Origin of the sequence: Cryobacterium flavum, assembly GCF_900103805.1 — a bacterium.
In the GTDB taxonomy this organism is placed as follows: Bacteria; Actinomycetota; Actinomycetes; order Actinomycetales; family Microbacteriaceae; genus Cryobacterium; species Cryobacterium flavum.
Genome location: NZ_FNIB01000002.1, coordinates 394,585 through 419,977, shown reverse-complemented (window position 1 = coordinate 419,977; position 25,393 = coordinate 394,585). Strand labels below are relative to the sequence as shown.

Here is a 25,393-nt window from a genome sequence, read left to right as displayed (position 1 = left end):
TGCGGCATCCGTTTCGGTACGCCAGCGACCCGTTGCCAAGGTCGGTCTCGGCGCGCACACCGATGTCGGTGGTGGCGCGTGCGCGGTTAATTGGTGTGTAATCGCGTGACATCGTGGACAGTGGATCTCAGTACTTCGTGGACGCGGGGTCTCATGGCTTCGTGCACATCTACCGTCCTGGCTCACCGAGCACTGCGGGGAGATCAATCTGACGCTGGGCGAACTGTGTCTGATATTCCGCGTTCTTGCGTTCCCAGGGCTTCGTCGGGTGGGCCACTCCAACGCCCTGGATGGAGTATGAGGCAACGTATCGGCCCCGGACGTTCAGCGCAACCATCGGCAGCGGGAATGAGAACACGATCTCAGCGGTGACGGGATCGGTGAGCAAGAACGCGTCGTCGGTGATCGTCCGGTAGAACGTGCGGTCGGCGTACGTCGTCGGCAGGGAGACCTGGTAGCCCTGAAAGTAGACCTGCCGGTTGGCTTTGGTGACCTCCACAAGTGACTGATCCGCTGTTTGCGGCCGTGCGTTGTCGTCGGGCATAACCTGCCCGGACTTGGAGATCGTCAACGACGCCCGGTGAAGGTCTGACTGTCGTCGAGCGCGAGCCCACCGGTACTCCGAGGCTTTCGCTTCCAATACCGACAGCGGGATCGGCCCGGTCGCTGGCGTGTGCTCAAGCAAGTCCCACGCCGCCCGCGGCGTAGCTTGTTCGAGGGCTTGATGCGGTCGGCGGTTGTTGTAGTGCTCCCGGAAACGCTGGATCCGGACACGGAGATGCTCGAGAGTGGCCGGCCGATCGGCGTCGAGGAAACGGATCAACGTCTGGTGGGAGCGCTCATTCTTGCCCTGTGTGGTGGGCTTGCCCGGCAGCCCGCTGATCGGCATGGTGCCTTTCGATGCCAGAAAGATCTCCACGGAGCCGATCGTGCCTGCGCGCAGCTGGTTGAACGCCATCGAGTTATCCGATAACACTTCCTGGGGTGCCCCGCATGCAGCGATTGCCCGTTCGAGTACGTCCTTGGCATCAGCACTGTTCTCATGACGCGAATACGCGTCGGAGCCCACGTCGTATCGGCTTGCGTCGTCGAGCAGTTGATACACCGTGACGGTTTGCCCGTTCGCCAGCCGGTACTCGAACGCGTCCAGTTGCCACAGCGACATCGCCGTCGCGCGCACGAACGGGATGTAGGACGACTTCGGTCGCTTCTTTGGTGACGCGTCCACCTGCCCAACGCTGGCCAGAAGACGTGCGATCGTCGCCACCGACGGGACCTTCCCTCCAGGGAACCCGCTATCCATGGCCGCTTCGTAGTAGATCGAGCGGGGACCATAATCCCAGCCATCAGTCTTGAGCTGTTTGCGGATCTTCACCACCTCATTCACGACGACCTGCCCATAACGCCGGGCTGGGACATTCGGGGCGCGGGAGCGTGGGTGCAGCGCAGCAGCAGCCTCGTGGAGAGCTCGCCCGCGGATCTTGTAGAACACGCTCCGAGAGATCTTCAGAGAGCGGCAGAACCCGATAATCGACAGCGCGTGAGGCTGGGTCGGATCGTAATTCATGATCGCGGCACGAGTCTGGGGTGAAAGAGAATTCGACATTCCCTAACTATCATCGGCGCAAGTGTCTCCGATGCTGTGAGACATCGTGTCCACGATGTCATGAGATCGTGTGTCCACGATGCGCTGAGACAGGACAGCGCGGTTAATTGGTACTGGGCCCCATCGACCTTGCGGCCGAGCCCCTCCAACGCCGCGAGAACCGCAACAGCTTCAGCATCGTCGAGGTGACCGAACCGCACCTCGTCAAACGCTGCTGCCAGAATGGCACCGGCCTGAGCCACCGCTTCAACGCGAGAACCCTGCGGCATCGAGCCGGCTGTGGCGGGCGGGGCGGTGAGGGTCATGGCGTCGGTGCCTCCTTCACCACAAGTATAGACCAAATCGCCCCTAAACACGAGCAAATCTCAGTCAAATACAAACGAAAGTTCAAAAGTTTCTTCTGAAAGCCAAGTGCGGGAAACGGTCACTTCGGCCCTCCTGTAATAGCCGTTCACCCGCTTTCGTGGGGCGTAACCCGGCCGCAGTAGAGGCATAATCATCAATTATGGGCAAAGTTTCCCCCTGAACTGGGGTCGACAAAAGCACGGGTACCATCGGCGGGAACTGGTTCAGCCTTTACCCGCCGCGATAACGTAAAGAGTCAGTCTCGTGCCGTGACTGCGGTGTGCTTCCACACGAGCGCATTGAGATGACTGAGAACCGGGGGAGCAGCGCAGACGTGACCAGCCTGACCGAAATTCTGATCGTGCACGGACTGCTGCCGGTGGAGGGACTTGACACCGTTCGGTTGAGCGATCGCGCCGATGAAGCCGCCGTGCGCAACTTGGTGGAGGCCGGCACCATCACCGAGCTGCAGTTCGCCAGGGCACGCGCCGAGCAGAAAAACCTGCCCTTCGTCGAGCTGCTGGACTATCCGGTTGACCGGCTCGCCGTGGCCAAAGTGCCGGCCACCGTCTGCCACCGGGCCAATGTTTTGCCGATCGCCTTTGAAGACGGTCGCCTCGTGGTGGCCATGGTCAACCCCGGCGATGTGTTCGCCGTCGACGACGTGCGCGAGGCAGCGCGCATGCGGGTCAGCCCGGTTGTCGTCGAGCTGTCCGACCTGCAGGCGGCCATCGCCCGCTATCACCGCGCCGACAACGAATTGATCGACCTCAGCACCACTCTCACCGCCGACAGCGAAGAACCCGAGGAGTTTGCCGGTCCCAACGAAACGGATGACGCCGCTCCGATCGTGCGCTTCGTCAACCTGTTGGTCAGCCAGGCCATTCAAGACAAAGCCTCTGACATCCACATCGAACCCGGTGAGAACGATGTGCGCGTGCGCTACCGCATAGACGGGGTGCTGCACGAGATGCAGCGAGCTCCGTCGACCATCGCCGGTGGCGTCATCTCGCGCATCAAGATCATGAGCGACCTCGACATCGCTGAGCGTCGCAAACCGCAGGACGGCCGCATGTCGGTGCACCACAACGGGCGCACCGTCGACCTGCGCGTCGCCGTTCTGCCTACGGTGTGGGGAGAGAAGGTCGTGCTGCGAATTCTCGACAACGCCACCTCGTCGATGAGCATGGACGGCCTCAATCTGCTCACCGACAACTTCAACGAGTACGAGATGGCGTACACCAAGCCGTACGGCATGATTCTGGTCACCGGCCCGACCGGGTCGGGCAAGTCGACCACGCTCTACACGACCCTGCACGCCATCAATCGCCCGGAGATCAACGTCATCACCGTTGAAGACCCGGTGGAATACCGCATGCAAGGGGTCAACCAGGTGCAGGTGAATCGCAAGGCGGGCCTCACCTTCGCCGTTGCGCTGCGTTCCATTCTGCGCGCCGACCCCGATGTCGTGCTGCTCGGTGAGATTCGAGACCAGGAGACCGCGAAGATCGCCATCGAGGCCTCGCTCACCGGTCACCTCGTACTGTCGACCCTGCACACCAACGACGCGCCGAGCGCTATGACCCGACTAATCGAAATGGGCATCGAGCCCTTTCTCGTGGGGTCGGCCCTGGACTGCGTTGTGGCCCAGCGACTGGCCCGGCGTCTGTGCGACCGCTGCAAGGTGCCCGACGAGCGCACCGACCTGGCCTATCTGGGTTTTGTAGTCAACCCAACGGTGGGCTACGTCTCGAACCGTTCGACGGTCATGCCGGATCTCGGCCCGGCCATCGACCCCACCACGACGGGCACGATCATCTACAAGCCGACCGGGTGCTCGAGTTGCTCGCAGACCGGCTACCGTGGACGGCTTGGTATTCACGAGGTCATGACGGTGTCCGAAGAGATCGAGCGGCTGACCGTGGCGCACGCCTCGAGCGCGCAGATCGGAGCCGCCGCCCGCAAGCAGGGAATGATCACCATGCGTGAAGACGGCTGGGCCAAGGTCGCCCTCGGGCTGACCTCGATCGACGAGGTGCTCCGTGTTGTTTCCTAATTTCCGGGATGCCCCGGTTCGCCCCCGACGGACCGCGCAGGTCCCGCAGTGAGATCGCCCGATCTCGGTTATGCCGTCCAGGAATCCGATGACCCGCCCGCCTCCACCGTTGATATCCGTTCGAGGAGGCTTATGCGTTCCGAATCATCAGCCCAATTCAGCGCACCCATGCCCGATGCCGACCTGCTCCGGGCGCTCCGTCTCGTGCTGGACGAGGGAGCGAGCGACCTGCACGTTTCTGGCGGTGCACCGCCGAGCATCCGGGTGGACGGTTCCCTGCGGCCGATTCCCGGGTGGGATCGTTGGTCGCCGGAGAAGGTCGCTTCCGCACTCAACAGCATTCTGTCGCCGGAGCAGCGCGAAGAATTCGACCAGGAACTCGAGCTCGATTTCGCCCACACGGTGGAGGGCACGCGTTTTCGAGTCAATTTCTACCAGCAGCGCAACACGGTCGGGGGCGCCTTTCGGCTCATTCCCAATGAGATCAAATCATTGGCCGAGCTGGGCATTCCGGAATCGGTGGCGCGGTTCGCTCACCTGCCGCGAGGCCTCGTTCTGGTCACCGGTCCCACCGGCTCCGGCAAGACCACAACGCTGGCCGCAATGGTGGACCTGGTGAATCGCACCAGGGACGACCACATCGTCACGGTGGAAGACCCGATCGAGTTCATTCATGAGGCCAAGAAATCCATGATCAGCCAACGCGAGGTGGGGCAGGACACGCACAGTTTCGCATCCGCTCTCACACACGTGCTGCGCCAAGACCCCGACGTCATTCTGATCGGCGAGTTGCGCGACCTGGAGACGATCTCGGTGGCTTTGACCGCCGCCCAGACCGGTCACCTCGTGTTTTCCACGCTGCACACTCAGGATGCTGCCCAGACCATCGACCGCATCATCGACGTTTTTCCACCGCACCAGCAGGCGCAAGTGCGCGCGCAGCTCGCCGCGACGCTGCGCGGGGTGGTCTGCCAGACCCTCGTGCGCAAGATCGGCGGTGGGCGTGTGGTCGCGACCGAGATTCTGGTGACCACCGCCGCCATCGCGAACCTGGTGCGGGAGGGCAAGACCCACCAGATTGCCTCAGCCCTGCAATCCGGGCGCACCCTCGGCATGCACACCATGGACCAGCACCTCGCTGAACTCGTCGAGGCCGGCCAGATCACTCGGCAGGCCGCAGAGGAGAAGGCCATGGACGTCGACGTGCTCAAGCAACTCGTGCACAGGGTTGATCCCCCGGACACCCCGGTGGGCGGCCTGAGCAACGGCGAAATTGACTTCAATGACTCGTTCTCGTCCGGAAGGCGCTAGATGTCCACCGAAAGCTCTTTCAGCTACACCAGCAGGGACTCCCGCGACCGCGTGGTCAAGGGCCGCATGGACGCAGCGTCGGAGCGGGCAGCGCTGCTGCAACTGCGCACCATGGGGCTCTCGCCCATTTCGATCACGCCGGCCCATAAACTCACGGGTCTTCACGCAGATCTGAGCATTCCGGGGTTTCAAAAGCACATTGGACTCAGCGACCTCTCCGTGATGAGCCGTCAGATGGCGACAATGACCGCGGCGGGGCTGTCGTTGCTGCGCACGCTCAATATTCTGTCGGAGCAGACCGAGAACAAGCAGCTCGCCCAGGTGATCGCTGTCATTCGCAGCGACGTCGAAACCGGCGTGTCGCTCTCCGAAGCCTTCGATAAGCAGGACGTGGTGTTTCCGCCGATCATGATCAGCCTGGTGCGCGCGGGCGAGTCCGGTGGTTTTCTCGAAGACGCCCTCAACTCCATTGCCGACAACTTCGAAAGCGAGGTGAAGCTGCGCGACACCATCAAGAGCGCGCTCGCCTACCCCGTGATCGTGCTGATCATGGCCGTGCTCGCCGTGGTGGGCATGCTCATTTTCATCGTTCCCGTGTTCGAGAAGATGTTCGCTGATCTAGGTGGCGAGTTACCGCCGGCCACCCGGGTGCTCGTCGCGCTCTCCAACGGCATGGTCTGGGTGGCCCCGGTGCTGCTCATTGCCGTCATCGTGTTCTCCGTTTGGTGGCGCAAGAACAAGCACACCCTGGCCGTGCGGCGGGTACTCGACCCGTTCAAGCTCAAACTGCCGGTGTTTGGCAAGCTACTTATCAAGCTCGCCATCGCTCGCTTCAGCCGCAACTTCGCCACGATGATCGGTGCCGGTGTGCCCATTCTGAACTCGCTCAAGATCGTAGGGGAGACCTCGGGAAACTATGTCATCGAGTCCGCCCTGATCAAAGTTCAGGAATCGGTGAGCCAGGGTCGTTCAATGGCGACCCCGCTCGCACTCGAGCCGGTGTTTCCGGCCATGGTCACGCAGATGATCGCGGTGGGAGAGGGTGCCGGCGTGCTCGAGCAGATGCTCACCAAGATCGCCGACTTCTACGACCAGGAGGTGCAGTCGACCACGGAGCAGCTCACGGCACTGATCGAGCCGCTCATGATCGCCGTCATCGGCGTGATCATCGGTGGCATGGTCGTGTCGCTGTACCTGCCCATGTTCAGTGTTTTCGACTACGTCAAATAGCCGGCGAGGCAAGTAGCCCCCGTTTGGGCTGCACTCCCAGTGGGGGTAGTCAGCCCCCCGAAAAACAAGGTTCGGTCTGGGGCTTGAATCTAAGCTGACAACGGAGTAACTCCGCCGATTTACTCCTTGCAGAATCACTCAAAGGAAACACACACATGAACCGCTTCTTCACGACCGTCCTAGCCAAGCGCAAGGCCCTCGGCGACAAGGAGAAGGGCTTCACGCTCATCGAGCTCCTCGTGGTCGTTCTCATCCTCGGCATTCTCTCCGCGATCGCAATTCCCATCTACATCGGCCAGCAGGATTCCGCGAAGGACAGCGCCGTGGCTACTCAACTGGCGCAGGCGAAGGCCGCAATTTCCGTCTCAGTGGCTGAAGGTTCAACGGTCGACGCCGCCGTAGCTGCACTGGAAACCCTTCCCGGGTACTCCGCCAGCGAGAAAATTAGCGTTGTAGCCGCTGCGCCCGTTGCAGCCACCCCGGACGCATTCTTACTGACTGGAACATACGTGGACACTGCCGGGCAAGCCGGCACAAACGAGCACACAATCACGGAATCAACCTCGGCTAAAAAGAGCTAGAAATTCGAGTAGAGGGCGTCGATAATTTGGCGCTCTCGCTTCGTGCTGGAGATATCAGAATGAATAAGTGAAAGGAACGTTGAATGACTGTGCTCGGCGTTGAGTCCAGCAGACGTTCCGACGGCTTCGGCCTGGTTGAAGTCATCGTGTCGATGTTTCTTCTCAGCCTTATGGCACTGGTATTCCTGCCGGTGCTCACGCAGGCTATGCACCTCACTGCGTCCAACGCGTCGATCGCAACGGCAACTCAGCTACTTAGCGCGGATCTGGAGCAGGCGCGACCACTGGCAGTCACCTGTAATCCGCTTCCCGCAAGCACCGCATCAGTGCACGATGAATTAGCCGTTACCGGAGAGTGGGAACTCGCCGACGGATGCTCGACGGGTGTTCCCGCGATGGTGAAGTACACCAGCACCGTCATCGATCGCACAGACCGCAGTGTGCTCGCTCAGGTCGTTACGCTCATTCTGGTTTCACCGTGACCACGTGGTTCTTGGCCCGGTACCGTGGTGCAGAGGCACAAAGGTTGAATGTTGGCCAAGCCGAGAAGCTTGCAACCGCAAGCGCGCCAGGCCAGGACGGTATGTCGCTGGTCGAGTTGATTATCTACACTTCGCTGGCAGGGGTGATCCTCACCCTGGTTGGCGGTTTTCTGGTCACTACTTTGCGCGCGGAACGGGAGCTCGTTTCAGCCGTACAGACGACCAACACGACGCAGGTGATCGTTGAAGCGATTAGGGCCGACGTGCGCAATGCAAACCAGATCACAGTTCGAGGCCAGGATCTATTAATTGTGAAGACGGCAGGGCGAAACACAGACCTCACTTGGACATGCCAGGCATGGTACTTCCACGACGGCTCGGTCTACTCCAAGGAAACCGCATCCGGGACGCCATTGAAGGCTCCGAATAGTAGTGAGATTGTCAGTTGGACCAATCACAGGATCTTAATTAATGAGGCGACCGTCGGATTTAACGGAGACGAAGTCGAGTTGTCCCTTGGAGTCGGCTCAGCTACTTCGGACCGAGTAGATACGACGATCAAACCGCAAGGAACGCTAGAGATAGGACAAACATGCTTCGCAGGGTGATCCCGGAGTCTGGCGCTGGCGAGCGCGGGAGCGTGCTGATCGCTGTGATTGGCGTGATGGCCGTGCTCGTGATCGTTACCCTTACCGTAACCTCTTCTTCGTTGCAATCGCTCGGACTGACAACCTCGGTCCTCGCCGGCGTGCAGGCGCAGGCTGCGGCCGAGGCGGGGATCGCTGCCGGAGTGGTCCAGCTCAGCACTGGTTGCCCCCTCGTCGAAGACAACCGGCTCAGGAGGTCTGCGCCTCAATTCGAGGTGATTTTCTCGCATCTGGATAGCGGGGCTCCGGTGTGGGAAGAGGGTTGCCCAGCGGCGATGGGACAGGTCAAGATGGTTTCGACGGGTACCGCAGGGTCTGCCGGCCTCGGTGGCAAAGCGGCGGGCACCACCCGCAGCGTCGAGGCTGTCTACTCTGTGGCCGTATCGGGCAGCAGCCCGAGCGCCGGCATCGCGATCTACGCTGACCTCGGCTTTTCCATCATCGAGTCCGTGACCATCCATGCACCGGGTGCTGCGATCTATGTGCGTCAGGGTGACGCCAGTTGCATCAGTTCGGGCGCAAACACCGTGGATCTGATAGTCCATGCGGGCGACGTCATCCTCGGAGAATCCTGCGGTCTGTTCGGAGACGTGTGGGCATCGGGCAATGCCACAATCGGTGGATCCGCACTTGTCCACCAAAGCCTGATTGCTGCCAGATTGACCACATCGTCGACCGCGCAGGTTAGCGGCAATGTCTGGGTTTCAGGGCTTGCCGCGATTGGTCCGGGTACGGTCGTCGGCGGAAGTCTCACGGCGGGTGAAACGAGCGGTATTCTCGGCAGTTTGATCGGAAATTCATCGCAGACCAAACCTGGACCGGTTTCCGGCCTCGCCGCACCGGGATGGTACGACCTAAAGTACAAGTATTCATCGACAATCGGCACGTTCGTGAACGATAAAAGCCAAAAGGATATGGCATGGAACTACTTTGAAAATAAGGTCGTTCTTGGAGGGATCTGTGATCTGGCCGCCCTGCAAGCTGCTGCCGATGCGCTGACTGGCGCTCCTGGGATCATTGAATGCGCGAATGGGGTTGACGTCTCAGGTACGGGGATACTGAATCTTGGCAGTGACATCGCAATTATCGCGGACAACTTTCAATTTCGTAACAGCGCTCAGATCGATGCTGCTTCGAAGCACAAATTGTGGTTGGTAACCTCTGACAAGTCGCCAAACAGCAAGTCAAAATGTAACGCAAAGGCCGAGGATTTTTCGGTAATCGAATCATTTAAAGTCAACTTCAATGTTGATGTGATGGTTTATACGCCGTGCAACGTAAACATTTCCACTTCGTCCCAGTGGCGTGGTCAGATTTGGGGCGGTACCGTGAAACTGGCTACATCCGGCGTCTACACCTACGCTGAGGTCGGCTTTCCAGGCGCGACATCGACCGGTGGAGGGACGCCTGCCTTAGGTGCGCGGGAGTCGATTCGAGACCTGAATGGCTAGCACCGTTGCTGGGATCTTCGGTATTCTTGGCGCCGTAATCGGCTCACTTCTCAACGTGGTAATCTACCGCATACCGGCTGGCCGCTCCATCGTTTCCCCGCCGAGTGCGTGTGGCAGTTGCGGTGCGCGCATTCGGCCGTATGACAATATTCCAGTCTTGAGCTGGTTCGTGCTGCGCGGCGAATGCCGCGACTGTAAGGCACTCATCCCGCCCCGCTACCCCATGATCGAACTCGGCACCGCGGTGTTCTTCGCTGTCGTCGCTCTCTGGGTGTTCGCGTCCGCAAATTTCGGCTGGGCGGCCGTGACGACCGCCACCAACACCCTGGCCACTCAGCTCATCGTGCTCGCGGCGTTTCTCTACCTGGCGGCGATCAGCGTGGCCCTGGCCATGATCGACCTCGACACGCGCACCCTGCCGAACCGCATTCTGCTGCCCGCGTATCCGGTGGCCGCGGTACTGCTCGGGGCAGCCGCCCTCGTGGCCGGCGAGCCCGGTCGCCTGCTCACCGCCCTCATCGGGGCCGGAACACTGTTCGGCCTCTACCTGGCCTTGGCATTGATCAGCCCCGGCGGCATGGGCCTCGGCGACGTGAAACTAGCCGGCCTGCTCGGTCTCTACCTGGGTTATCTGGGCTGGGCGCCGCTCATCGTGGGCGCTTTCGGCGCTTTTCTGCTCGGCGGTGTATTCGGACTCCTTCTGCTCCTCAGCCGAAAGGCCAAGCGCCGCAGCAGTATTCCGTTCGGCCCGTGGATGCTGCTGGGCGCCTGGATCGGCGTATTCTTCGGCGACCAGATATCCATCGGCTACCTCACCCTGTACGGCCTCGCTTAACCGTCAGCTGCCGCCACGACCATTCGACCCGCTCCTCGACCACCGTTTACGAACCAACTTCTCACTGGGGGAAACAAATGACTACACGCGTGGTCGGAATCGATATCGGTACCACCGCCGTGCGGGCCGTAGAACTGCGGGATGGCGAGACGGATCACCCCGTGCTCGTGCGCTGCCACGAAGAGCCCCTCCCATTCGGTGCGGTCAGCCGCGGCGAAGTGCTGGAACCGGCCGTCGTCGCCGCGGCGCTCCAGCGAATGTGGGCGAGGGGCGGCTTCACCACCAAAGACGTCGTGCTCGGGATGGGCTACCACCGAATGGTCGTGCGCAACCTGACCGTGCCCAAGATGTCGCTGCGCCGCATTCGCGAGTCGCTGCCCTTTCAGGCGCAGGACCTGCTGTCATTTCCCACCGCCGAGGCGCTGCTCGACTTCTACCCGATTGCCGAAGTCGACAGTGATGGTGAGTCTGGCCCGCAAATCTCCGGCCTGCTGATCGCCTCCTTGAAAGATGTCGTGCAATCGCACATCAAGGCCGTAAAGCTGGCCGGACTGCACACCGTCACCGTTGACATTATGTCGTTCGCTCGCAGTCGTGCCATTCACCGTGCAGTGACCACCCCCGACGTGATCGTGCAGATTGATATCGGTGGCGGCTCGTCGAGCGTGCTCATCTCCTCGAACGGCGTGCCGCAGTTCGTGCGCGTGATTCCCTCCGGCGGTAATCAGCTCACCAAAGCGCTACGCGTGCGCCTCGGCATCGACGAGGAGGCGGCCGAGGTGCTCAAGAAGCGGCTGGGTCTGCCAAAGGAGGCGGCACCCGAAGATGAGATAGCCACCACGATCATTCGGGAGATCACCTCGGAACTTTTGGAGAGCCTGCGCAACACAGTCGCGTATTTCACCAATAACCGGCCGGAGCTACCGATCGACCGCATCGTGCTCATGGGCGGTGGTGCCCGACTCGACGGATTCGGTGCCGCGCTCAGCGAATTGACCCGTTTCCCGGTCGTTCCGGCGCAGCCCTACGGCGGGCTGGAACTTGGACCCGACGTCAATCAAACAGACTTAGAGAATTCCCAGTGCACCTTTGTTGCCGCACTAGGACTGGCATTGGGGAGCAAAGCATGAAACGGGCAACGGATATGCAGGAGCTGATCCTCGGCGGGGAGCCGCGCGCAGATCTGCTCCCCCCGGATCTGTTGGCCCGGCGAGCGAACCGAGCACTGCACCGAGCATTGACCATCACCCTCATGGGTGTCGTTGTGATCATGGGCGCGGGCATCGGCGCGGTCTCCGTGACGGCGGCATTAAACCAGAACGATTTGGCGGAAGCCACGCTGCGCACCGATGCGATCCTCATGGAGACCACCAAATTCGCCGAGGTGAGTCGGGTGCAGGACCAGTACGACACGACCCTGGCCGTGCGTGGTCTCGGCCTGTCGACCGAGGTGGATTGGAAGGCCTACCTCGCCGATATTCGCGCCATCCTGCCGGCCGACGTCACGATCGATTCAGTCACTGTGACCACGTCGTCACCCTGGGCCGGCTTTGTTCAGAGCGCGGTGCCACTCACTCAACCCCGAACTGCTTCACTCGCATTGGAAATCACCAGCCCGGGGCTGCCCACGGTGCCGCAGTGGCTGGTCGGCCTGAAAGACCTGCCCGGCTATGCCGACGCGAGCCCTGGATCCATTTCTCGCTCGCAAGACGGCAGCTATGTCGTGAGTCTCGCACTCAACATCAACGCGGCCGCGTTGTCGAACCGCTTTGCCGCAGAGGAGTAGAGAGATGAATAGGGACCGACTCTGGGGGCTCACCTGGGTCGCTATCGTGGGCGCCGTCGTGGTTTTCGGCACGCTGCTCGGTATCGCGCCGAAAGTAGCAGAGGCCAGTGCTGCCGCCCGCGAACTGACCAACGTGAAAGCCCAGAACACCCAGCACGAGCTGGCCCTCGCCACCCTGAAGGACGAGTTCGCGCACATCGATGTGCTCAAGAATAATCTGGCTGAGCTGCAGCTCGGCATTCCCCTGACCGCCGACATTCCCGCGTTTGTGGCGCAGCTCGACGCCATTGCCGCCGAGCACCAGGTGACGCTCGACCAGATTTCGATCAGCGACGGCACCGGTTACGTGCCGATCGAACCGGTCGCCGCTCCCGAGGCCGCCGCAGCTAGTACCGACGCGGCCACTGCCGACCTAGCGGGCGCCGACTCGGCTCCAACGATGAGCCCGCGCCTGTCGCCCGCGAACTACATCTCGGTGCCGGTTTCCATCGAGGCGAGCGGCACCAATGCCAGTGTGCTCGACTTTCTCTCCGGGCTGCAATACGGCGATCGCATCATTGCCATCAAGACCTTCTCCACCGGCGCGGGAGCGAGCGCGGGGGAGGCCACCGTCACCATTGCGGCCGAGATCTACGTGCTGGTCGACCCCACCGCACCAGCCGCCGAGTAACCCGGCGCAGCACTCCAAGGCCCCCGATACCTCCAGTATCGGGGGCTTTCGCATTCCTGCCAGCGTCTGTAGGCGGCTGCCCATGCCCGCCCGCAGACCCCCAGATCGCGGGACTACCGCTGAACCGCCAGTCTCAATAGCGTTGCGAGTTACGTAGGCCTCTCGCGAACAAGACTTACCCTCTGGCTCCACTCGCGAGGCCTGCCTCGACCGTGTGCCGCACCCTCGGCATCCGCTCGTGATCTACCCGCACGGCCGTACCTGTTCCGCGGCAGTCAGTACCCGACACTTGCTTTGCGAAAAGGATTCCTCATGGACGGCCCGAAAAACTCTGCGCTGATCGACCACACCGCGTCGCCAGGCGCTGGCCTGCTTTACGCCGATCTGGTGGGCTTCACCCCGGTTTCGGCCTCCGCCGCAGTGAACGCCACCCACCGCGACGAAATTCGCGTGCTTCCCACGAACCGCAGGCGCACGCATGGCGCTACGCAGTGTTCCCGGCGACCGCATTCTGCGAAGCGTCGGCCAGGCGGAGCCCGATGTGCTCGGCGCTCCAGACACCGACCTGATCGAAGCGCTCACCGAGGTTGTGCTACGCAAGGCTTCCGACCTGCATGTCTCCGTCGCAGCTCCGCCGAGCATTCGCCGCGATGGCGATCTGGGCCCGGTGGGCATTGGCCCGGCCTGGTCGCGCCAAAAGGCAGACCTCGCGATCCGCAGCATTCTCACCCGCGCCCAGCAGACCAGCTTCGATCGCGACCACGAACTCGACTTCGCGTACACGCTCGAGGACACCGCGGTCAGCGGCACGTCCAACCGCTTTCGAGTCAACGTGCACCAGCAGCGTGGCGCAGTCGGTGCGGTCTTTCGGCTCATTCCGAGCGAGATCAAAGACCTCAAGGCCCTGGGAATTCCGCAATCGGTGGCCACGTTCGCGGCGCTGCCTCGCGGGCTGGTGCTCGTGGCCGTGCCTACCGGCTCTGGGAAGTCCACCACCCTGTCCGCCCTCGTCGACCTCGTGAACAGCACCAGGGCCGACCACATCGTCACCGTGGAAGACCCGATCGAGTTTCTGCACGCGCACAAAAAGTCAATCGTGACCCAACGCGAGGTGGGGCACGACACGGCGAGTTTCGCATCCGCTTTGAAACACGTGCTGCGGCAGGGCCCCGACGTGATTCTCATCGGCGAACTGCGGGACCTTGAGACGATTCAGGTAGCGCTGACCGCCGCCGAAACCGGCCACCTCGTCTTCGCGACCCTGCACACGCAGAGCGCTGCCCAGACGATCGACCGCATCATCGACGTGTTTCCGCCGCACCAGCGGAACCAGGTGCAGGCGCAGCTCGCCCAGACCCTGCAGGGCGTGGTCTGTCAGACCCTGGTGAAGTGGGCGAACGGTTCCGGCCGGGTTGCCGCGACCGAGGTGCTTGTAACCACGCCGGCCATTGCCAACCTCATTCGCGAGGGCAAGACGCACCAGATCGAATCCATGATGCAGACCGGCCGCGACAAGGGCATGCACACCATGGACCAGCACCTCGCCGAACTGGTCAACGCCGGCCAGATCGCCCGTACGGCCGCGCTCGCCAAGGCCCACGATGTCATCGGCGTTGAGCTGCTCATTCACCGCACCGAGTCGGCGGCGGGCGGCGGAGCCTTCGCCTTCGCGGGCGCGAGCGGGTACAGCGGCGGCGGCTACGACACCGGCCGCGCTGCCGACTACGACGCCGGCTTTTCCCGCGCGGTTCTCTGATGCCGGAGACACTGGTCTTCAGCTACACCGGTCGCGACACCCGGGGTACGAACGTGAAAGGGCGAGTCGACGTGCTCAACTCGGGGCAGGCGTATTCGCTGGTGGCGCCGGCGGCGGCATCCGCTGGATAATGCGGCGGCGCGCCGAGTCTCCGTGGCATTTGCTGTGCCCTTGGTACAGTAGAGGTCAGTCACGGCGAAGGCCACGAGGAGTTCAGCATGAGCGACAACACGCCAACCGACGGCAAGAAGAACCCGGAAACGGATGCTGCCGCAGCGCCCGATTCGAGCGCGCCCGAGCAGGATTCCACCGACCAGAGCGGTGCCCCCGAGCACGCCGCGGTCGTGGTCGAGCCAACGGCTTCGCTCGCCGAGCCCGTTCAGGAACCCATCGTCATCGACTATGACGCCATCAACGCCAACCTGAGCGCTGCCGAGCGCGCCGACGTGGCATCCGCTTCGGCCGACGCCCGCAACCTGGCCCCCATGTCAACGGCCGCTCCGGTCGCGCCCCGCGATGCCGACGCACCGAGCCTTGCCGACGACTACTCCGACTCCTATACTCCCGCCGAAACGGTTCCGGCCACGAGCACAGCCATTGAGTCAGAGCTGGCGTCGCCCGTCGTGCCGGTCGCGCTCGTCGTGGGAACGGCCGCCACCGCGGAGACGCCGATCGACTACTCCGTCGTCGAGGCCCCCCGTGACGTGCCGGTCTCGACCCCGCCGTCGTACACGCCCCCGGCCCAGTCGCCGATCTACGTGCAGGCACCCACCAAGCCCAAGGACCGCAGCAACCGGGGCGGCGGCATTCTGATCGCCCTGCTCGCCACGGTGGTTTTCGCGGTGCTGTACGCCGTCGCGGCGTTCATCATCATCGGCGTGACGAGCGCGACCATGGCCGTCACCGTGAGCACCTTCACGTCCTTCGTCGGGCTGCCGAGATTCTACATTCCGGTCTTCTTCTTCTTCCTGGCCTATGCCGCCCTGATTGTGCTGGTCAACCGCGGCGGCTGGTGGGCGTACGTGCTGTTCGGTTTCTTCGTCGGCGTCGTGGTGTACTTCTCCTACATCGGCGGGGCCATGCTCGGCCTCGTGATCGACGGCCAGTCTGACGGCCTGACCCCGACCGAACTCAGCCGCATCGTATCGACCCTGTGGCTGAACCCCGGCGCCATCGCTGCCGGGCTCATCGCCCGCGAGGTGCCGATCTGGGCCGGAGCCTGGATCGCCCGCCGCGGACGCCGCGTCACCGCGAAGAACCTCGAGGCCCGCACCGAGTATGAGCGCCTGCTCGCCGACGGCCCCCAGGTCTCCCGCCCCTAGCTCCTTGCGGACGGGGCCCAGGCCCCGTCCATGGGCCCAGTTTATAAACTGGGCCCATGGCTCGGGCCCAGGCCCCGTCCGGCACCGGTAGCCGGCGGGCGGGCCTACGCTGGAGCCATGCGGGAATATCGAAAGTACGCGATCACCATGGCAGCCTTCTCGGTCGCCCTCTACGTTGCCTTCATCGTCGCGGCGTTCGGCGTGCTCAGTCTGCTGCTCAATCGTGACGTCATCAACGAAACGGATGCCGGCGCCCTCCTCGGCCCCATCATGGTCACCACAGCGGCCCTCGCGTTGGTCTGGGTCATGCTCAGCGCGGTGCTGCGCTCGCCCGAACGGCTGACGCAGGTTCCGCCGTTGCCGATCTTCATTGCCGGAGTCGCCGCCTACCTCGGCTATTGCGTCTCCGGGGGAGTGTTCTATAGCCTCGGCGCCGGCGAACTCTTTCGCTCGGTCATCTTCATCGGCGGCGAAATGATGGGCCCGTTCGCGATCGCCGTCGCCGTGAGCGGCTGGCTCATCGCCTTTCTGTTCTTCGTGGTGCTGCTCGCCAAACCCGCTGGCTCCGGCGCTCCCGAGTGGCCCTGGGAGAAGAACGACGACAACTAGCGCGCTGATGGGGCGTTTCGTGACGTCGCGCGCGCGGCACCCTCAGCAGCCCCATTCATGGGGCCGATGTTGGCATCTCGCGCACGACCCGCGTACGAGTAACCTTATGCATTATGGATAGGTCCATCGAGTCGCGCGTCAACCACGAGGTTGAGAAATGGCTGCGTTGGATCACCCGGTGGCGCCCCGCAACGCACCGCGGCCGTGCCCGCCTGTGCCGCCGATGCTTCGGATCCCCGATCATCGCCTCCGCCGGACTCGCCGTCGACGTTCCCCACGTCGTTCAGCACGCCCTTTCCATGCGCATGAAGATCGTCATCGACGCCTCGGTCGACGAATATACCGAGCGCAATCTGCCGCTGCTCGCGCACGAGCTCAACCTGAGCGAGCGCCGCGAATCCGCCCAGGCCTATCGGCCGGCTGAGGGCCTCGAACCGGAGTTTCGCGGGCTCGATCTCGACCCGCAACCCGCAGCGGATGCCCCGTACCTCTTCACCTTCAGCGAACTCGCCGACCAGCAGCCCGCCGAACCCCAGCCGGCACCCCCGTCCTCGCTCGATGCCGCAGAGCAGGAACTCCAGCTCGAGCTCCCCGCCCCGGCACCGTTCGAACCGCTTCCGCCGCTCAGCCCCGAAGAGAAGGCCGCCCTGAAGGTCGAGATGGCCCTCGCTGACGAGTTCGCCACCCAGGTCGGCCTGCGGGTTTGCGCCCAGCTCGCCCAACAAAAGCCCCGCTTGCTCGCCGCAATTGCGGAGTTCGTCGAGCCCCAGGTGCAGGCCTTGCTGGCTGACCTCGAGAGCACCCTCGACTCGCCGCTGTGGCCGCGCAATCCCTAGCCGAGCCGCAGCATCCGTTCTCGGTCCGGGCCCACCTTGTGAACGCGGGCCCAGTCTATAAACTGGGCCCACGGACGGGGCCCGGGCCCCGTCCGCAGAGGGCCTGTTCTGACAGTGCTAAACGGGGAAAAGGGCCGCGCGGCGGCGGGCCTGACGCGGGGCGCAACCCATTTGACCATGGAGGCTCAGCCGGGCTAGAATTACCCGGTGTGCACTTTGTCGTGCGCCTGAATTATGCCCTCTTGAGAGCACAGGTGCGAGATTCCACACATGTAGGGCTGGTCAAAGACCACGCCCCCACGGCATACCCACCAAAACACGCGCGAGCAATCGTGTGGGTTCAAGCGGGTCCAGATGAACTCGATCCCACCCGTCAGGACAAGATCGAATGCTAACCATCACAAAGCTGTCACCGTGCAGCAATATCAAGGAGTAATTAGTGCCCACCATTCAGCAGTTGGTCAGGAAGGGCCGTAGCCCCAAGGTCACCAAGACCAAGGCTCCCGCCCTGAAGTCCAACCCGCAGCAGCGCGGCGTTTGCACCCGCGTCTACACCACCACCCCGAAGAAGCCGAACTCGGCTCTTCGCAAGGTCGCCCGCGTCAAGCTTTCCAACGGCACCGAGGTCACCGCCTACATTCCCGGCGAGGGCCACAACCTGCAGGAGCACTCCATGGTGCTCGTGCGCGGAGGCCGTGTTAAGGACCTCCCCGGTGTGCGTTACAAAATCATTCGCGGCGCACTGGACACCCAGGCCGTCAAGAACCGTAAGCAGGCCCGCAGCCGCTACGGCGCAAAGATGGAGAAGAAGTAATGCCCCGTAAAGGACCCGCTCCCAAGCGCCCTGTCATTGCCGACCCGGTTTACGGTGCCCCCATCGTCAGCCAGCTCGTCAACAAGATCCTTCTCGATGGCAAAAAGGGCCTCGCCGAGCGCATCGTTTACGATGCCCTCGCGGGAGTCTCCGCCAAGAACGAGCTGGATGCCGTCGTCACGCTGAAGAAGGCACTCGACAACGTTCGTCCGACCCTCGAGGTGCGTTCGCGCCGCGTCGGTGGTTCCACCTACCAGGTGCCCGTCGAAGTGAAGCCGCACCGCGCCAACACGTTGGCCCTTCGCTGGTTGACCAGCTACGCCAAGGCGCGTCGCGAGAAGACCATGACCGAGCGCCTCACCAACGAGATCCTCGACGCGAGCAACGGCCTCGGTGCCGCTGTCAAGCGTCGTGAAGACACTCACAAGATGGCTGAAGCGAACAAGGCCTTCGCGCACTACCGCTGGTAGTTAGAACCATCGAGCATTCCTGATCAGCAGGCAGGCGCGTGTGAAACACGCGCCTGCCCAGCTGCTAAGCGGATGCTCAAGGCCTTGTTCCGCATTCCCACCCCTACCCTTCCGGAGGACCCCCGTGGCACTTGACGTGCTCACCGACCTGAGTAAGGTCCGCAATATCGGCATCATGGCTCACATTGATGCTGGCAAGACCACCACGACTGAGCGCATCCTGTTCTACACGGGTGTCAACCACAAGATCGGCGAGACCCACGACGGCGCCTCGACGATGGACTGGATGGCGCAGGAGCAGGAACGTGGCATCACGATCACCTCCGCTGCGACGACCTGTTTCTGGGACAACAACCAGATCAACATCATCGACACCCCCGGACACGTGGACTTCACCGTGGAGGTGGAGCGTTCGCTCCGCGTTCTCGACGGTGCTGTTGCCGTGTTCGACGGCAAGGAGGGCGTTGAGCCCCAGTCCGAAACCGTGTGGCGTCAGGCCGACAAGTACGACGTGCCCCGCATTTGCTTCGTCAACAAGATGGACAAGCTCGGCGCCGACTTCTACTTCACGGTCGACACCATCATCAAGCGCCTCGGCGCGAAGCCGCTGGTCATCCAGCTGCCGATCGGTGCAGAGTCTGAGTTCGAGGGTGTCGTTGACCTCGTTCAGATGCGCGCACTGACCTGGCGCGGCGACTCCAAGGGTGACGTGGAGATGGGCTCGAAGTACGCCATCGAAGAGATCCCCGCCGACCTCGTGGAGAAGGCTGCCGAGTACCGCAAGCTTCTGCTCGAGACCGTTGCCGAAACCGACGACGACCTCATGGAGCGTTACTTCGCCGGCGAAGAGCTGACGGTTGCCGAGATCAAGGGCGCCATCCGCAAGCTCACCATCAACAGTGAGATCTACCCGGTTCTGTGTGGTTCTGCGTTCAAGAACCGCGGCGTTCAGCCGATGCTCGACGCTGTCATCGATTACCTTCCGACGCCGCTCGACGTGCCTGCCATTGAGGCACACGACCCGCGCGATGAAGAAAAGGTCATCATGCGTCACCCCGACGCCGAGGAGCCCTTCACGGCGCTCGCGTTCAAGGTTGCGGTGCACCCGTTCTTCGGTCGCCTCACCTACGTGCGCGTGTACTCGGGCCGTCTCGACTCCGGAGCCCAGGTCATCAACTCGACCAAGGGTAAGAAGGAGCGCATCGGCAAGATTTTCCAGATGCACGCCAACAAGGAGAACCCGGTGGCCTTCGTCACCGCCGGTCACATCTACGCGGTCATCGGCCTCAAGGACACCACCACGGGCGACACCCTGTGCGACCCGAATGCCCAGGTCGTACTCGAGTCCATGACGTTCCCTGACCCGGTTATCGAGGTCGCTATCGAGCCCAAGACCAAGCAGGACCAGGAAAAACTGGGCCTTGCCATTCAGAAGCTCGCCGAAGAAGACCCCACTTTCCGTACCGAACAGAACCAGGAAACTGGCCAGACGGTAATCAAGGGAATGGGTGAACTTCACCTGGACATCCTGGTCGACCGCATGAAGCGTGAATTCAACGTTGAGGCGAACGTCGGCAAGCCCCAGGTGGCGTACCGCGAAACGATCCGCAAGGCCGTTGAGCGTCACGACTACACGCACAAGAAGCAGACCGGTGGATCCGGCCAGTTCGCGAAGATTCAGATCGCGATCGAACCGATGGAAATCACTGCTGAGAAGTCGTACGAGTTCCTCAACAAGGTCACCGGTGGTCGTATCCCGCGTGAGTACATCCCCTCGGTGGATGCTGGAATTCAGGATGCGCTCCGCGTAGGCATCCTGGCCGGCTACCCGATGGTGGGCGTTCGAGCCAGCCTGCTTGACGGCGCTGCGCACGACGTCGACTCCTCGGAGATGGCCTTCAAGATTGCTGGCTCGATGGGCTTCAAGGAAGCCGTTCGTAAGGCGAACCCCGTTCTGCTCGAGCCGCTGATGGCCGTCGAAGTTCGTACCCCTGAGGAATACATGGGTGACGTAATCGGCGACCTCAACTCGCGTCGTGGGCAGATCCAGACCATGGAGGATGCGCAGGGCGTGAAGGTAATTCGCGCACACGTTCCACTGTCGGAGATGTTCGGATACATCGGTGACCTGCGGTCGAAGACCAGTGGCCGTGCGGTGTACTCGATGACGTTCGAGAGCTATGCGGAGGTCCCGAAGGCAGTTGCCGACGAGATCATCAACAAGAACAAGGGCGAATAGCCCCTAAGGTGGCCTTCGGGCCAAAATCGCTTCGGCCACCTGGCCCTAGTAACATAAGTAGACACATCCAGCGCATACCGGCCGCTCATAACGGCGGCCGTGAATTTGCACGCGAGTCCTGAGGAGGACCCACAGTGGCCAAGGCCAAGTTCGAGCGGACAAAGCCGCACGTAAACATCGGAACGATCGGTCACGTTGACCACGGAAAGACCACGCTGACTGCAGCGATCTCCAAGGTTCTTGCCGATAAGTTCCCGTCCAAGATCAACGTTCAGCGCGACTTCGCGTCGATTGACTCGGCTCCGGAAGAACGCCAGCGCGGCATCACGATCAACATTTCGCACGTTGAGTACGAGACCGACAAGCGTCACTATGCGCACGTGGATGCTCCGGGCCACGCTGACTACATCAAGAACATGATCACCGGTGCTGCTCAGATGGACGGCGCAATCCTCGTGGTTGCCGCTACTGACGGCCCGATGGCTCAGACCCGTGAGCACGTTCTTCTCGCCAAGCAGGTCGGCGTTCCGACCCTGCTCGTCGCGCTGAACAAGGCCGACATGGTTGATGACGAAGAGATCATGGAGCTCGTCGAGCTCGAAGTTCGTGAACTTCTCTCCAGCCAGGGTTTCGATGGCGACAACGCCCCCGTCATCCAGGTCTCCGCACTCAAGGCGCTTGAAGGCGACGAGAAGTGGACCGGCAACATCCTTGAGCTCATGAAGGCTGTTGACGACTTCATTCCGGACCCGATCCGCGACAAGGACAAGCCGTTCTTGATGCCGATCGAGGACGTCTTCACGATCACCGGCCGTGGCACCGTTGTTACGGGCCGCGCCGAGCGTGGAACCCTCAAGATCAACTCCGAGATCGAGATCGTCGGCATCCGCCCGACGCAGAAGACCACGGTTACCGGTATTGAGATGTTCCACAAGCAGCTCGACGAGGCTTGGGCCGGCGAGAACTGTGGACTTCTTCTTCGTGGCACCAAGCGCGAAGACGTTGAGCGCGGCCAGGTCGTCGTCAAGCCGGGTTCGGTTACGCCGCACACCGACTTCGAGGGCACCGCGTACATCCTCAGCAAGAACGAGGGTGGCCGTCACAACCCGTTCTACGCGAACTACCGCCCGCAGTTCTACTTCCGCACCACGGACGTCACCGGCGTCATCACGCTGCCCGAGGGCACCGAGATGGTCATGCCTGGCGACACCACCGACCTGACTGTCGCGCTGATTCAGCCGATCGCCATGGAAGAGGGCCTCGGCTTCGCTATCCGTGAAGGTGGCCGCACCGTCGGCGCCGGCACGGTGACCAAGATCATCAAGTAATTTCCTTTACTTAGATCTGAAGAAAAGGGGTCGGACCTTCGGGTTCGGCCCCTTTTTTGTACCCCTGACGCAATCGAATATTTCAAGCGGATGACGATCGCTCACTACCCGACGCGGGATTGGGAATATCCGGTTATGGTCTGCGCATGCAGATATCGAAACTGGAAATGCGCATCCTCCTGGGGATCGCGATCGTTGTGGTGGCCATTCTCGCCGTGGTGATCGTGCCCCGCCTGGCCGGGTCCGCTCCCGCTGCCCAGTCATCGATCGCCCGGGTGACGCAGACGCCGACGCCGTCGGCGATCGCCACGTCCACACCCGCACCAGCGCCAACAGCCCAGACCGAACAGCAGATTCTCGACGGCATCGTGACCAGCACCGTCAGCGTCTACAGCGTGCTGGTCTGCGACAGCCTTAAACAATATGCCGCCCTGTCGATTCCCGAGATCATCACCAAGGTGCTCGCCGAATACCCGACCACTGGCCTGTCCGACCAATCCCGTCAGATCATGGCCCAGCGTGTGCTGACCGAATCCACCGCCAAGAGCTGCCCGGAGCAAAGCCCGCGAGTGGCCGCCGGAATCGTTCAGGGCTAGGTCACCCGCCGCACTAAAACGGATGCTCGTGGCTGGTCGGCCGCGGGCATCCGCTGGTATATCGCGCGACACGCCGCGCGCGACACGCCCGGGTTGCATGTAATGGCAACTGTGTGGCAGACTCTTCTAGTTCAACACTTTCGGCGTGCGCTACGCGTCGCCGGAATCACTGCCAGGCAGTGCATAGTCGCGTCACACCCTTTCGAATAACACGTGTCGAAATGTGCAGATCGCAGGCTAGGCCGCAGGGAGCAGAGCGCAGCATAAATCAACGATCTGGTCGGCATGGGTAAAACCGTGCCGTCCCCCAGGTTCTGCTTCTGGGAGTCGGCGTTGACGATGAGCGTCGATTATTTGGCGTGAATCGAAATTGACATATGAACAGTGGTGCTAATAGCAGCAGTGCTACTACGGCGTCCAATGCAACCTCGGCAAATCCTGCCGTGGTCTGTAAGACGCCTCGACAGAGAGAGAGTTCGACATGGCGGGACAGAAGATCCGCATTCGACTTAAGTCGTATGACCACGAGGTCATCGACATTTCGGCGCGCAAGATCGTCGACACAGTGACCCGTGCGGGCGCTACAGTCGTCGGCCCGGTGCCGCTTCCGACCGAGAAGAACGTGGTGTGTGTCATCCGTTCCCCTCACAAGTACAAGGACAGCCGGGAGCACTTTGAAATGCGCACCCACAAGCGTCTGATCGACATCATTGACCCGACCCCGAAGGCTGTTGACTCGCTCATGCGCCTCGACCTTCCGGCCGACGTCAACATCGAGATCAAGCTCTAGGGCCCGCGATGTCTTACTCCGATACCAAGACCACCAAGGGTCTCCTCGGCAAGAAGCTCGGCATGACCCAGGTGTGGGACGAGAACAACAAGCTTGTTCCCGTTACCGTCATCGAGATCGCGCCGAACGTTGTCACGCAGATCCGCACCAAGGCCGTCGACGGCTACAACGGCGTTCAGATCGCCGCTGGCCCCATCGACCCGCGCAAGGTCAACAAGCCCCTTGCCGGTCACTTCGACAAGGCCGGCGTCACGCCTCGTCGCCACATCACCGAGCTCCGTACCGCGGATGCCGCTGATTACAACCTGGGCCAGGAACTCACCGTCGACGGTGTCTTCGTTGCCGGCACCAAGGTTGATGTCATGGGCACCAGCAAGGGTAAGGGTTTCGCCGGTGTTATGAAGCGTCACAACTTCAAGGGTGTCTCCTCCTCTCACGGTTCGCACCGCAACCACCGTAAGCCCGGTTCCATCGGTGCTTCCTCGACCCCGAGCCGTGTCTTCAAGGGCATGCGCATGGCCGGTCGTATGGGTGGCGAGCGCGTAACCGTGCTGAACCTCAAGGTGCACGCTATTGACGCCGACAAGGGCCTCATGCTCGTCAAGGGTGCCGTTCCCGGTGCCCGTGGCCGCCTCGTATTCGTTCGCAACGCAGTGAAGGGAGCCTAGTCACTATGGCTACAGCACTCGACATCATTGACGCCAAGGGCAAGAAGGCAGGCTCTGCCGAGCTTCCCGACGAGCTCTTCGACGTTCCCGCCAACATTCCTCTCATCCACCAGGTCGTTGTTGCGCAGCTCGCTGCCGCACGCCAGGGAACGAGCAAGGTCAAGCGCCGTGGAGAAGTTTCCGGTGCCGGCCGCAAGCCGTTCAAGCAGAAAGGAACCGGTCGCGCTCGTCAGGGCTCCATCCGCGCTCCTCAGATGACCGGTGGTGGAATCGTCCACGGACCGACCCCGCGCAGCTACGACCAGCGCACCCCGAAAAAGATGATCGCCGCAGCCCTCAAGGGTGCACTGAGCGACCGCGCCCGCGGTGGCCGCCTGCACATCGTCGAGGCACTGTTCACGGCTGAGACCCCCAACACCAAGGTTGCCCTAGAGCTGCTCACGCAGATCGCCACGAGCAAGCACGTGCTGGTTGTTCTCGAGCGTACCGACGAGACCACGTTGCGCAGCATTCGCAACATCCCGACGGTGCACATCCTTTCGTGGGACCAGCTCAACGCCTATGACGTGCTCGTCAGCGACGACATTGTCTTCACCACCGGCGCGTTCAACGCGTTCGTGGAGAGCAAGACCAAGAAGGAAGAGGTGGCCGCATAATGACTATCGCGACCAACAAGGACCCCCGCGACATCATCATCTCTCCGGTTGTCTCTGAGAAGAGCTACGGCCTGATTGACGAGGGTAAGTACACCTTCATCGTTGACCCCCGCTCGAACAAGACGGAGATCAAGCTCGCGATCGAAAAGATCTTCAAGGTGCAGGTCGCTTCGATCAACACCCTGAACCGCGTGGGCAAGACTCGCCGCACCAAGTTCGGCATGGGCAAGCGCAAGGACACCAAGCGTGCCATTGTCACGCTCAAGTCTGGCTCCATCGACATCTTCACGGCCGTCGGCTAAGCGACAA

27 protein-coding genes are annotated in these 25,393 nt (G+C 62.1%); 25 read left to right on the top strand and 2 right to left on the bottom strand.

The window, feature by feature from the left end; translation table 11 throughout:
* Positions 1-169: 169 nt before the first annotated feature.
* Together BLS91_RS04280 and BLS91_RS19500 are read right to left on the bottom strand one after the other, a co-directional pair.
* A complete protein-coding gene (locus BLS91_RS04280) occupies positions 170-1,606 on the bottom strand; it encodes an integrase core domain-containing protein (RefSeq protein WP_092339477.1) in 1,437 nt (478 codons plus the stop codon).
* Positions 1,564-1,911, bottom strand: coding sequence for a hypothetical protein (locus tag BLS91_RS19500; protein WP_139165807.1), 348 nt, complete (start codon positions 1,909-1,911; stop codon positions 1,564-1,566). Before BLS91_RS19500 ends, BLS91_RS04280 begins: the two co-directional genes overlap by 43 nt.
* Before the next feature lie 374 nt (positions 1,912-2,285).
* Here BLS91_RS19500 and BLS91_RS04270 point away from each other — a divergent pair, with 374 nt between their 5' ends.
* The 25 genes from BLS91_RS04270 to rplW all read left to right on the top strand — a co-directional run bounded on the left by BLS91_RS04270 (position 2,286) and on the right by rplW (position 25,386).
* Positions 2,286-4,007: a GspE/PulE family protein gene (locus BLS91_RS04270; protein ID WP_092339524.1), complete on the top strand. Its 1,722-nt coding sequence runs from the start codon at positions 2,286-2,288 to the stop codon at positions 4,005-4,007.
* Positions 4,008-4,139: 132 nt separating this feature from the next.
* Positions 4,140-5,318 carry a type IV pilus twitching motility protein PilT gene (locus tag BLS91_RS04265; protein WP_276326785.1) on the top strand — a complete coding sequence of 393 codons (1,179 nt, stop codon included), beginning with the start codon at positions 4,140-4,142 and terminating at the stop codon, positions 5,316-5,318.
* Positions 5,319-6,548, top strand: a complete 1,230-nt coding sequence (locus tag BLS91_RS04260; RefSeq protein WP_092339473.1) for a type II secretion system F family protein — start codon at positions 5,319-5,321, stop codon at positions 6,546-6,548.
* Positions 6,549-6,703: 155 nt separating this feature from the next.
* On the top strand, positions 6,704-7,129 hold the full coding sequence (locus tag BLS91_RS20925) for a type IV pilin protein (RefSeq protein WP_092339471.1): 426 nt from the start codon (positions 6,704-6,706) through the stop codon (positions 7,127-7,129).
* A gap of 83 nt (positions 7,130-7,212) precedes the next feature.
* On the top strand, positions 7,213-7,611 hold the full coding sequence (locus BLS91_RS04250) for a type IV pilus modification PilV family protein (RefSeq protein WP_092339469.1): 399 nt from the start codon (positions 7,213-7,215) through the stop codon (positions 7,609-7,611).
* Positions 7,608-8,219: a hypothetical protein gene (locus tag BLS91_RS04245; RefSeq protein WP_092339467.1), complete on the top strand. Its 612-nt coding sequence runs from the start codon at positions 7,608-7,610 to the stop codon at positions 8,217-8,219. Before BLS91_RS04250 ends, BLS91_RS04245 begins: the two co-directional genes overlap by 4 nt.
* A gap of 32 nt (positions 8,220-8,251) precedes the next feature.
* The gene (locus tag BLS91_RS04240; protein WP_134505164.1) at positions 8,252-9,709 is read left to right on the top strand and encodes a hypothetical protein; all 1,458 of its coding nucleotides are present in this window, start codon (positions 8,252-8,254) and stop codon (positions 9,707-9,709) included.
* On the top strand, positions 9,702-10,544 hold the full coding sequence (locus BLS91_RS04235; RefSeq protein ID WP_092339463.1) for a prepilin peptidase: 843 nt from the start codon (positions 9,702-9,704) through the stop codon (positions 10,542-10,544). Before BLS91_RS04240 ends, BLS91_RS04235 begins: the two co-directional genes overlap by 8 nt.
* Before the next feature lie 77 nt (positions 10,545-10,621).
* Positions 10,622-11,674 (top strand): type IV pilus assembly protein PilM, encoded by a 1,053-nt coding sequence (pilM, locus tag BLS91_RS04230; protein ID WP_092339461.1) that lies wholly within the window; start codon positions 10,622-10,624, stop codon positions 11,672-11,674.
* On the top strand, positions 11,671-12,330 hold the full coding sequence (locus BLS91_RS04225; protein ID WP_134505165.1) for a hypothetical protein: 660 nt from the start codon (positions 11,671-11,673) through the stop codon (positions 12,328-12,330). The genes pilM and BLS91_RS04225 overlap by 4 nt, the downstream gene beginning before the upstream one ends.
* Before the next feature lie 4 nt (positions 12,331-12,334).
* Positions 12,335-13,000: a hypothetical protein gene (locus tag BLS91_RS04220; protein ID WP_092339457.1), complete on the top strand. Its 666-nt coding sequence runs from the start codon at positions 12,335-12,337 to the stop codon at positions 12,998-13,000.
* Between the two features lie 478 nt (positions 13,001-13,478).
* Positions 13,479-14,756 (top strand): type IV pilus twitching motility protein PilT, encoded by a 1,278-nt coding sequence (locus tag BLS91_RS04215; protein WP_092339455.1) that lies wholly within the window; start codon positions 13,479-13,481, stop codon positions 14,754-14,756.
* Positions 14,756-14,887, top strand: coding sequence for a hypothetical protein (locus BLS91_RS20920; RefSeq protein WP_255410014.1), 132 nt, complete (start codon positions 14,756-14,758; stop codon positions 14,885-14,887). The genes BLS91_RS04215 and BLS91_RS20920 overlap by 1 nt, the downstream gene beginning before the upstream one ends.
* A gap of 87 nt (positions 14,888-14,974) precedes the next feature.
* Entirely contained in the window at positions 14,975-16,078 is a 1,104-nt protein-coding gene (locus BLS91_RS04210; RefSeq protein WP_092339453.1) for a DUF805 domain-containing protein, read from the top strand.
* A gap of 117 nt (positions 16,079-16,195) precedes the next feature.
* Positions 16,196-16,687: a DUF6121 family protein gene (locus tag BLS91_RS04205; RefSeq protein ID WP_092339451.1), complete on the top strand. Its 492-nt coding sequence runs from the start codon at positions 16,196-16,198 to the stop codon at positions 16,685-16,687.
* Between the two features lie 113 nt (positions 16,688-16,800).
* Positions 16,801-17,523, top strand: coding sequence for a hypothetical protein (locus BLS91_RS04200; protein WP_092339449.1), 723 nt, complete (start codon positions 16,801-16,803; stop codon positions 17,521-17,523).
* Between the two features lie 439 nt (positions 17,524-17,962).
* Positions 17,963-18,337, top strand: a complete 375-nt coding sequence (gene rpsL, locus BLS91_RS04195; RefSeq protein ID WP_035834602.1) for a 30S ribosomal protein S12 — start codon at positions 17,963-17,965, stop codon at positions 18,335-18,337.
* Entirely contained in the window at positions 18,337-18,807 is a 471-nt protein-coding gene (gene rpsG / locus BLS91_RS04190) for a 30S ribosomal protein S7 (protein ID WP_092107221.1), read from the top strand. The genes rpsL and rpsG overlap by 1 nt, the downstream gene beginning before the upstream one ends.
* Before the next feature lie 124 nt (positions 18,808-18,931).
* The gene (fusA, locus tag BLS91_RS04185) at positions 18,932-21,046 is read left to right on the top strand and encodes an elongation factor G (protein ID WP_092339447.1); all 2,115 of its coding nucleotides are present in this window, start codon (positions 18,932-18,934) and stop codon (positions 21,044-21,046) included.
* A gap of 134 nt (positions 21,047-21,180) precedes the next feature.
* Positions 21,181-22,374 (top strand): elongation factor Tu, encoded by a 1,194-nt coding sequence (gene tuf, locus BLS91_RS04180; RefSeq protein WP_092107225.1) that lies wholly within the window; start codon positions 21,181-21,183, stop codon positions 22,372-22,374.
* 146 nt (positions 22,375-22,520) lie between these two features.
* On the top strand, positions 22,521-22,970 hold the full coding sequence (locus BLS91_RS04175) for a hypothetical protein (protein ID WP_134505166.1): 450 nt from the start codon (positions 22,521-22,523) through the stop codon (positions 22,968-22,970).
* Between the two features lie 481 nt (positions 22,971-23,451).
* A complete protein-coding gene (gene rpsJ / locus BLS91_RS04170) occupies positions 23,452-23,760 on the top strand; it encodes a 30S ribosomal protein S10 (protein ID WP_035834607.1) in 309 nt (102 codons plus the stop codon).
* Between the two features lie 8 nt (positions 23,761-23,768).
* Positions 23,769-24,428, top strand: a complete 660-nt coding sequence (gene rplC, locus BLS91_RS04165; RefSeq protein WP_092339443.1) for a 50S ribosomal protein L3 — start codon at positions 23,769-23,771, stop codon at positions 24,426-24,428.
* 5 nt (positions 24,429-24,433) lie between these two features.
* Complete coding sequence (gene rplD, locus BLS91_RS04160) at positions 24,434-25,084, top strand: 50S ribosomal protein L4 (RefSeq protein ID WP_092107231.1); 651 nt, start codon at positions 24,434-24,436, stop codon at positions 25,082-25,084.
* Positions 25,084-25,386 carry a 50S ribosomal protein L23 gene (rplW, locus tag BLS91_RS04155; protein WP_092107233.1) on the top strand — a complete coding sequence of 101 codons (303 nt, stop codon included), beginning with the start codon at positions 25,084-25,086 and terminating at the stop codon, positions 25,384-25,386. Before rplD ends, rplW begins: the two co-directional genes overlap by 1 nt.
* The last annotated feature ends 7 nt before the right edge of the window (positions 25,387-25,393 follow it).

Bases quoted from the DNA above. Each gene is read 5' to 3' on its own strand.
- BLS91_RS04260 (WP_092339473.1), top strand. From the start codon at position 5,319: ATGTCCACCGAAAGCTCTTTCAGCTACACCAGCAGGGACTCCCGCGAC.
- BLS91_RS04205 (WP_092339451.1), top strand. From the start codon at position 16,196: ATGCGGGAATATCGAAAGTACGCGATCACCATGGCAGCCTTCTCGGTC.
- rpsJ (WP_035834607.1), top strand. From the start codon at position 23,452: ATGGCGGGACAGAAGATCCGCATTCGACTTAAGTCGTATGACCACGAG.
- rplW (WP_092107233.1), top strand. From the start codon at position 25,084: ATGACTATCGCGACCAACAAGGACCCCCGCGACATCATCATCTCTCCG.
- BLS91_RS04215 (WP_092339455.1), top strand. From the start codon at position 13,479: ATGGCGCTACGCAGTGTTCCCGGCGACCGCATTCTGCGAAGCGTCGGC.
- BLS91_RS04210 (WP_092339453.1), top strand. From the start codon at position 14,975: ATGAGCGACAACACGCCAACCGACGGCAAGAAGAACCCGGAAACGGAT.
- BLS91_RS20925 (WP_092339471.1), top strand. From the start codon at position 6,704: ATGAACCGCTTCTTCACGACCGTCCTAGCCAAGCGCAAGGCCCTCGGC.
- BLS91_RS20920 (WP_255410014.1), top strand. From the start codon at position 14,756: ATGCCGGAGACACTGGTCTTCAGCTACACCGGTCGCGACACCCGGGGT.
- BLS91_RS04235 (WP_092339463.1), top strand. From the start codon at position 9,702: ATGGCTAGCACCGTTGCTGGGATCTTCGGTATTCTTGGCGCCGTAATC.
- BLS91_RS04225 (WP_134505165.1), top strand. From the start codon at position 11,671: ATGAAACGGGCAACGGATATGCAGGAGCTGATCCTCGGCGGGGAGCCG.
- rpsG (WP_092107221.1), top strand. From the start codon at position 18,337: ATGCCCCGTAAAGGACCCGCTCCCAAGCGCCCTGTCATTGCCGACCCG.
- rplC (WP_092339443.1), top strand. From the start codon at position 23,769: ATGTCTTACTCCGATACCAAGACCACCAAGGGTCTCCTCGGCAAGAAG.
- BLS91_RS04280 (WP_092339477.1), bottom strand. From the start codon at position 1,606: ATGTCGAATTCTCTTTCACCCCAGACTCGTGCCGCGATCATGAATTAC.
- BLS91_RS19500 (WP_139165807.1), bottom strand. From the start codon at position 1,911: ATGACCCTCACCGCCCCGCCCGCCACAGCCGGCTCGATGCCGCAGGGT.
- BLS91_RS04175 (WP_134505166.1), top strand. From the start codon at position 22,521: ATGCAGATATCGAAACTGGAAATGCGCATCCTCCTGGGGATCGCGATC.
- BLS91_RS04250 (WP_092339469.1), top strand. From the start codon at position 7,213: ATGACTGTGCTCGGCGTTGAGTCCAGCAGACGTTCCGACGGCTTCGGC.
- BLS91_RS04200 (WP_092339449.1), top strand. From the start codon at position 16,801: ATGGATAGGTCCATCGAGTCGCGCGTCAACCACGAGGTTGAGAAATGG.
- rplD (WP_092107231.1), top strand. From the start codon at position 24,434: ATGGCTACAGCACTCGACATCATTGACGCCAAGGGCAAGAAGGCAGGC.
- pilM (WP_092339461.1), top strand. From the start codon at position 10,622: ATGACTACACGCGTGGTCGGAATCGATATCGGTACCACCGCCGTGCGG.
- BLS91_RS04220 (WP_092339457.1), top strand. From the start codon at position 12,335: ATGAATAGGGACCGACTCTGGGGGCTCACCTGGGTCGCTATCGTGGGC.
- BLS91_RS04265 (WP_276326785.1), top strand. From the start codon at position 4,140: ATGCGTTCCGAATCATCAGCCCAATTCAGCGCACCCATGCCCGATGCC.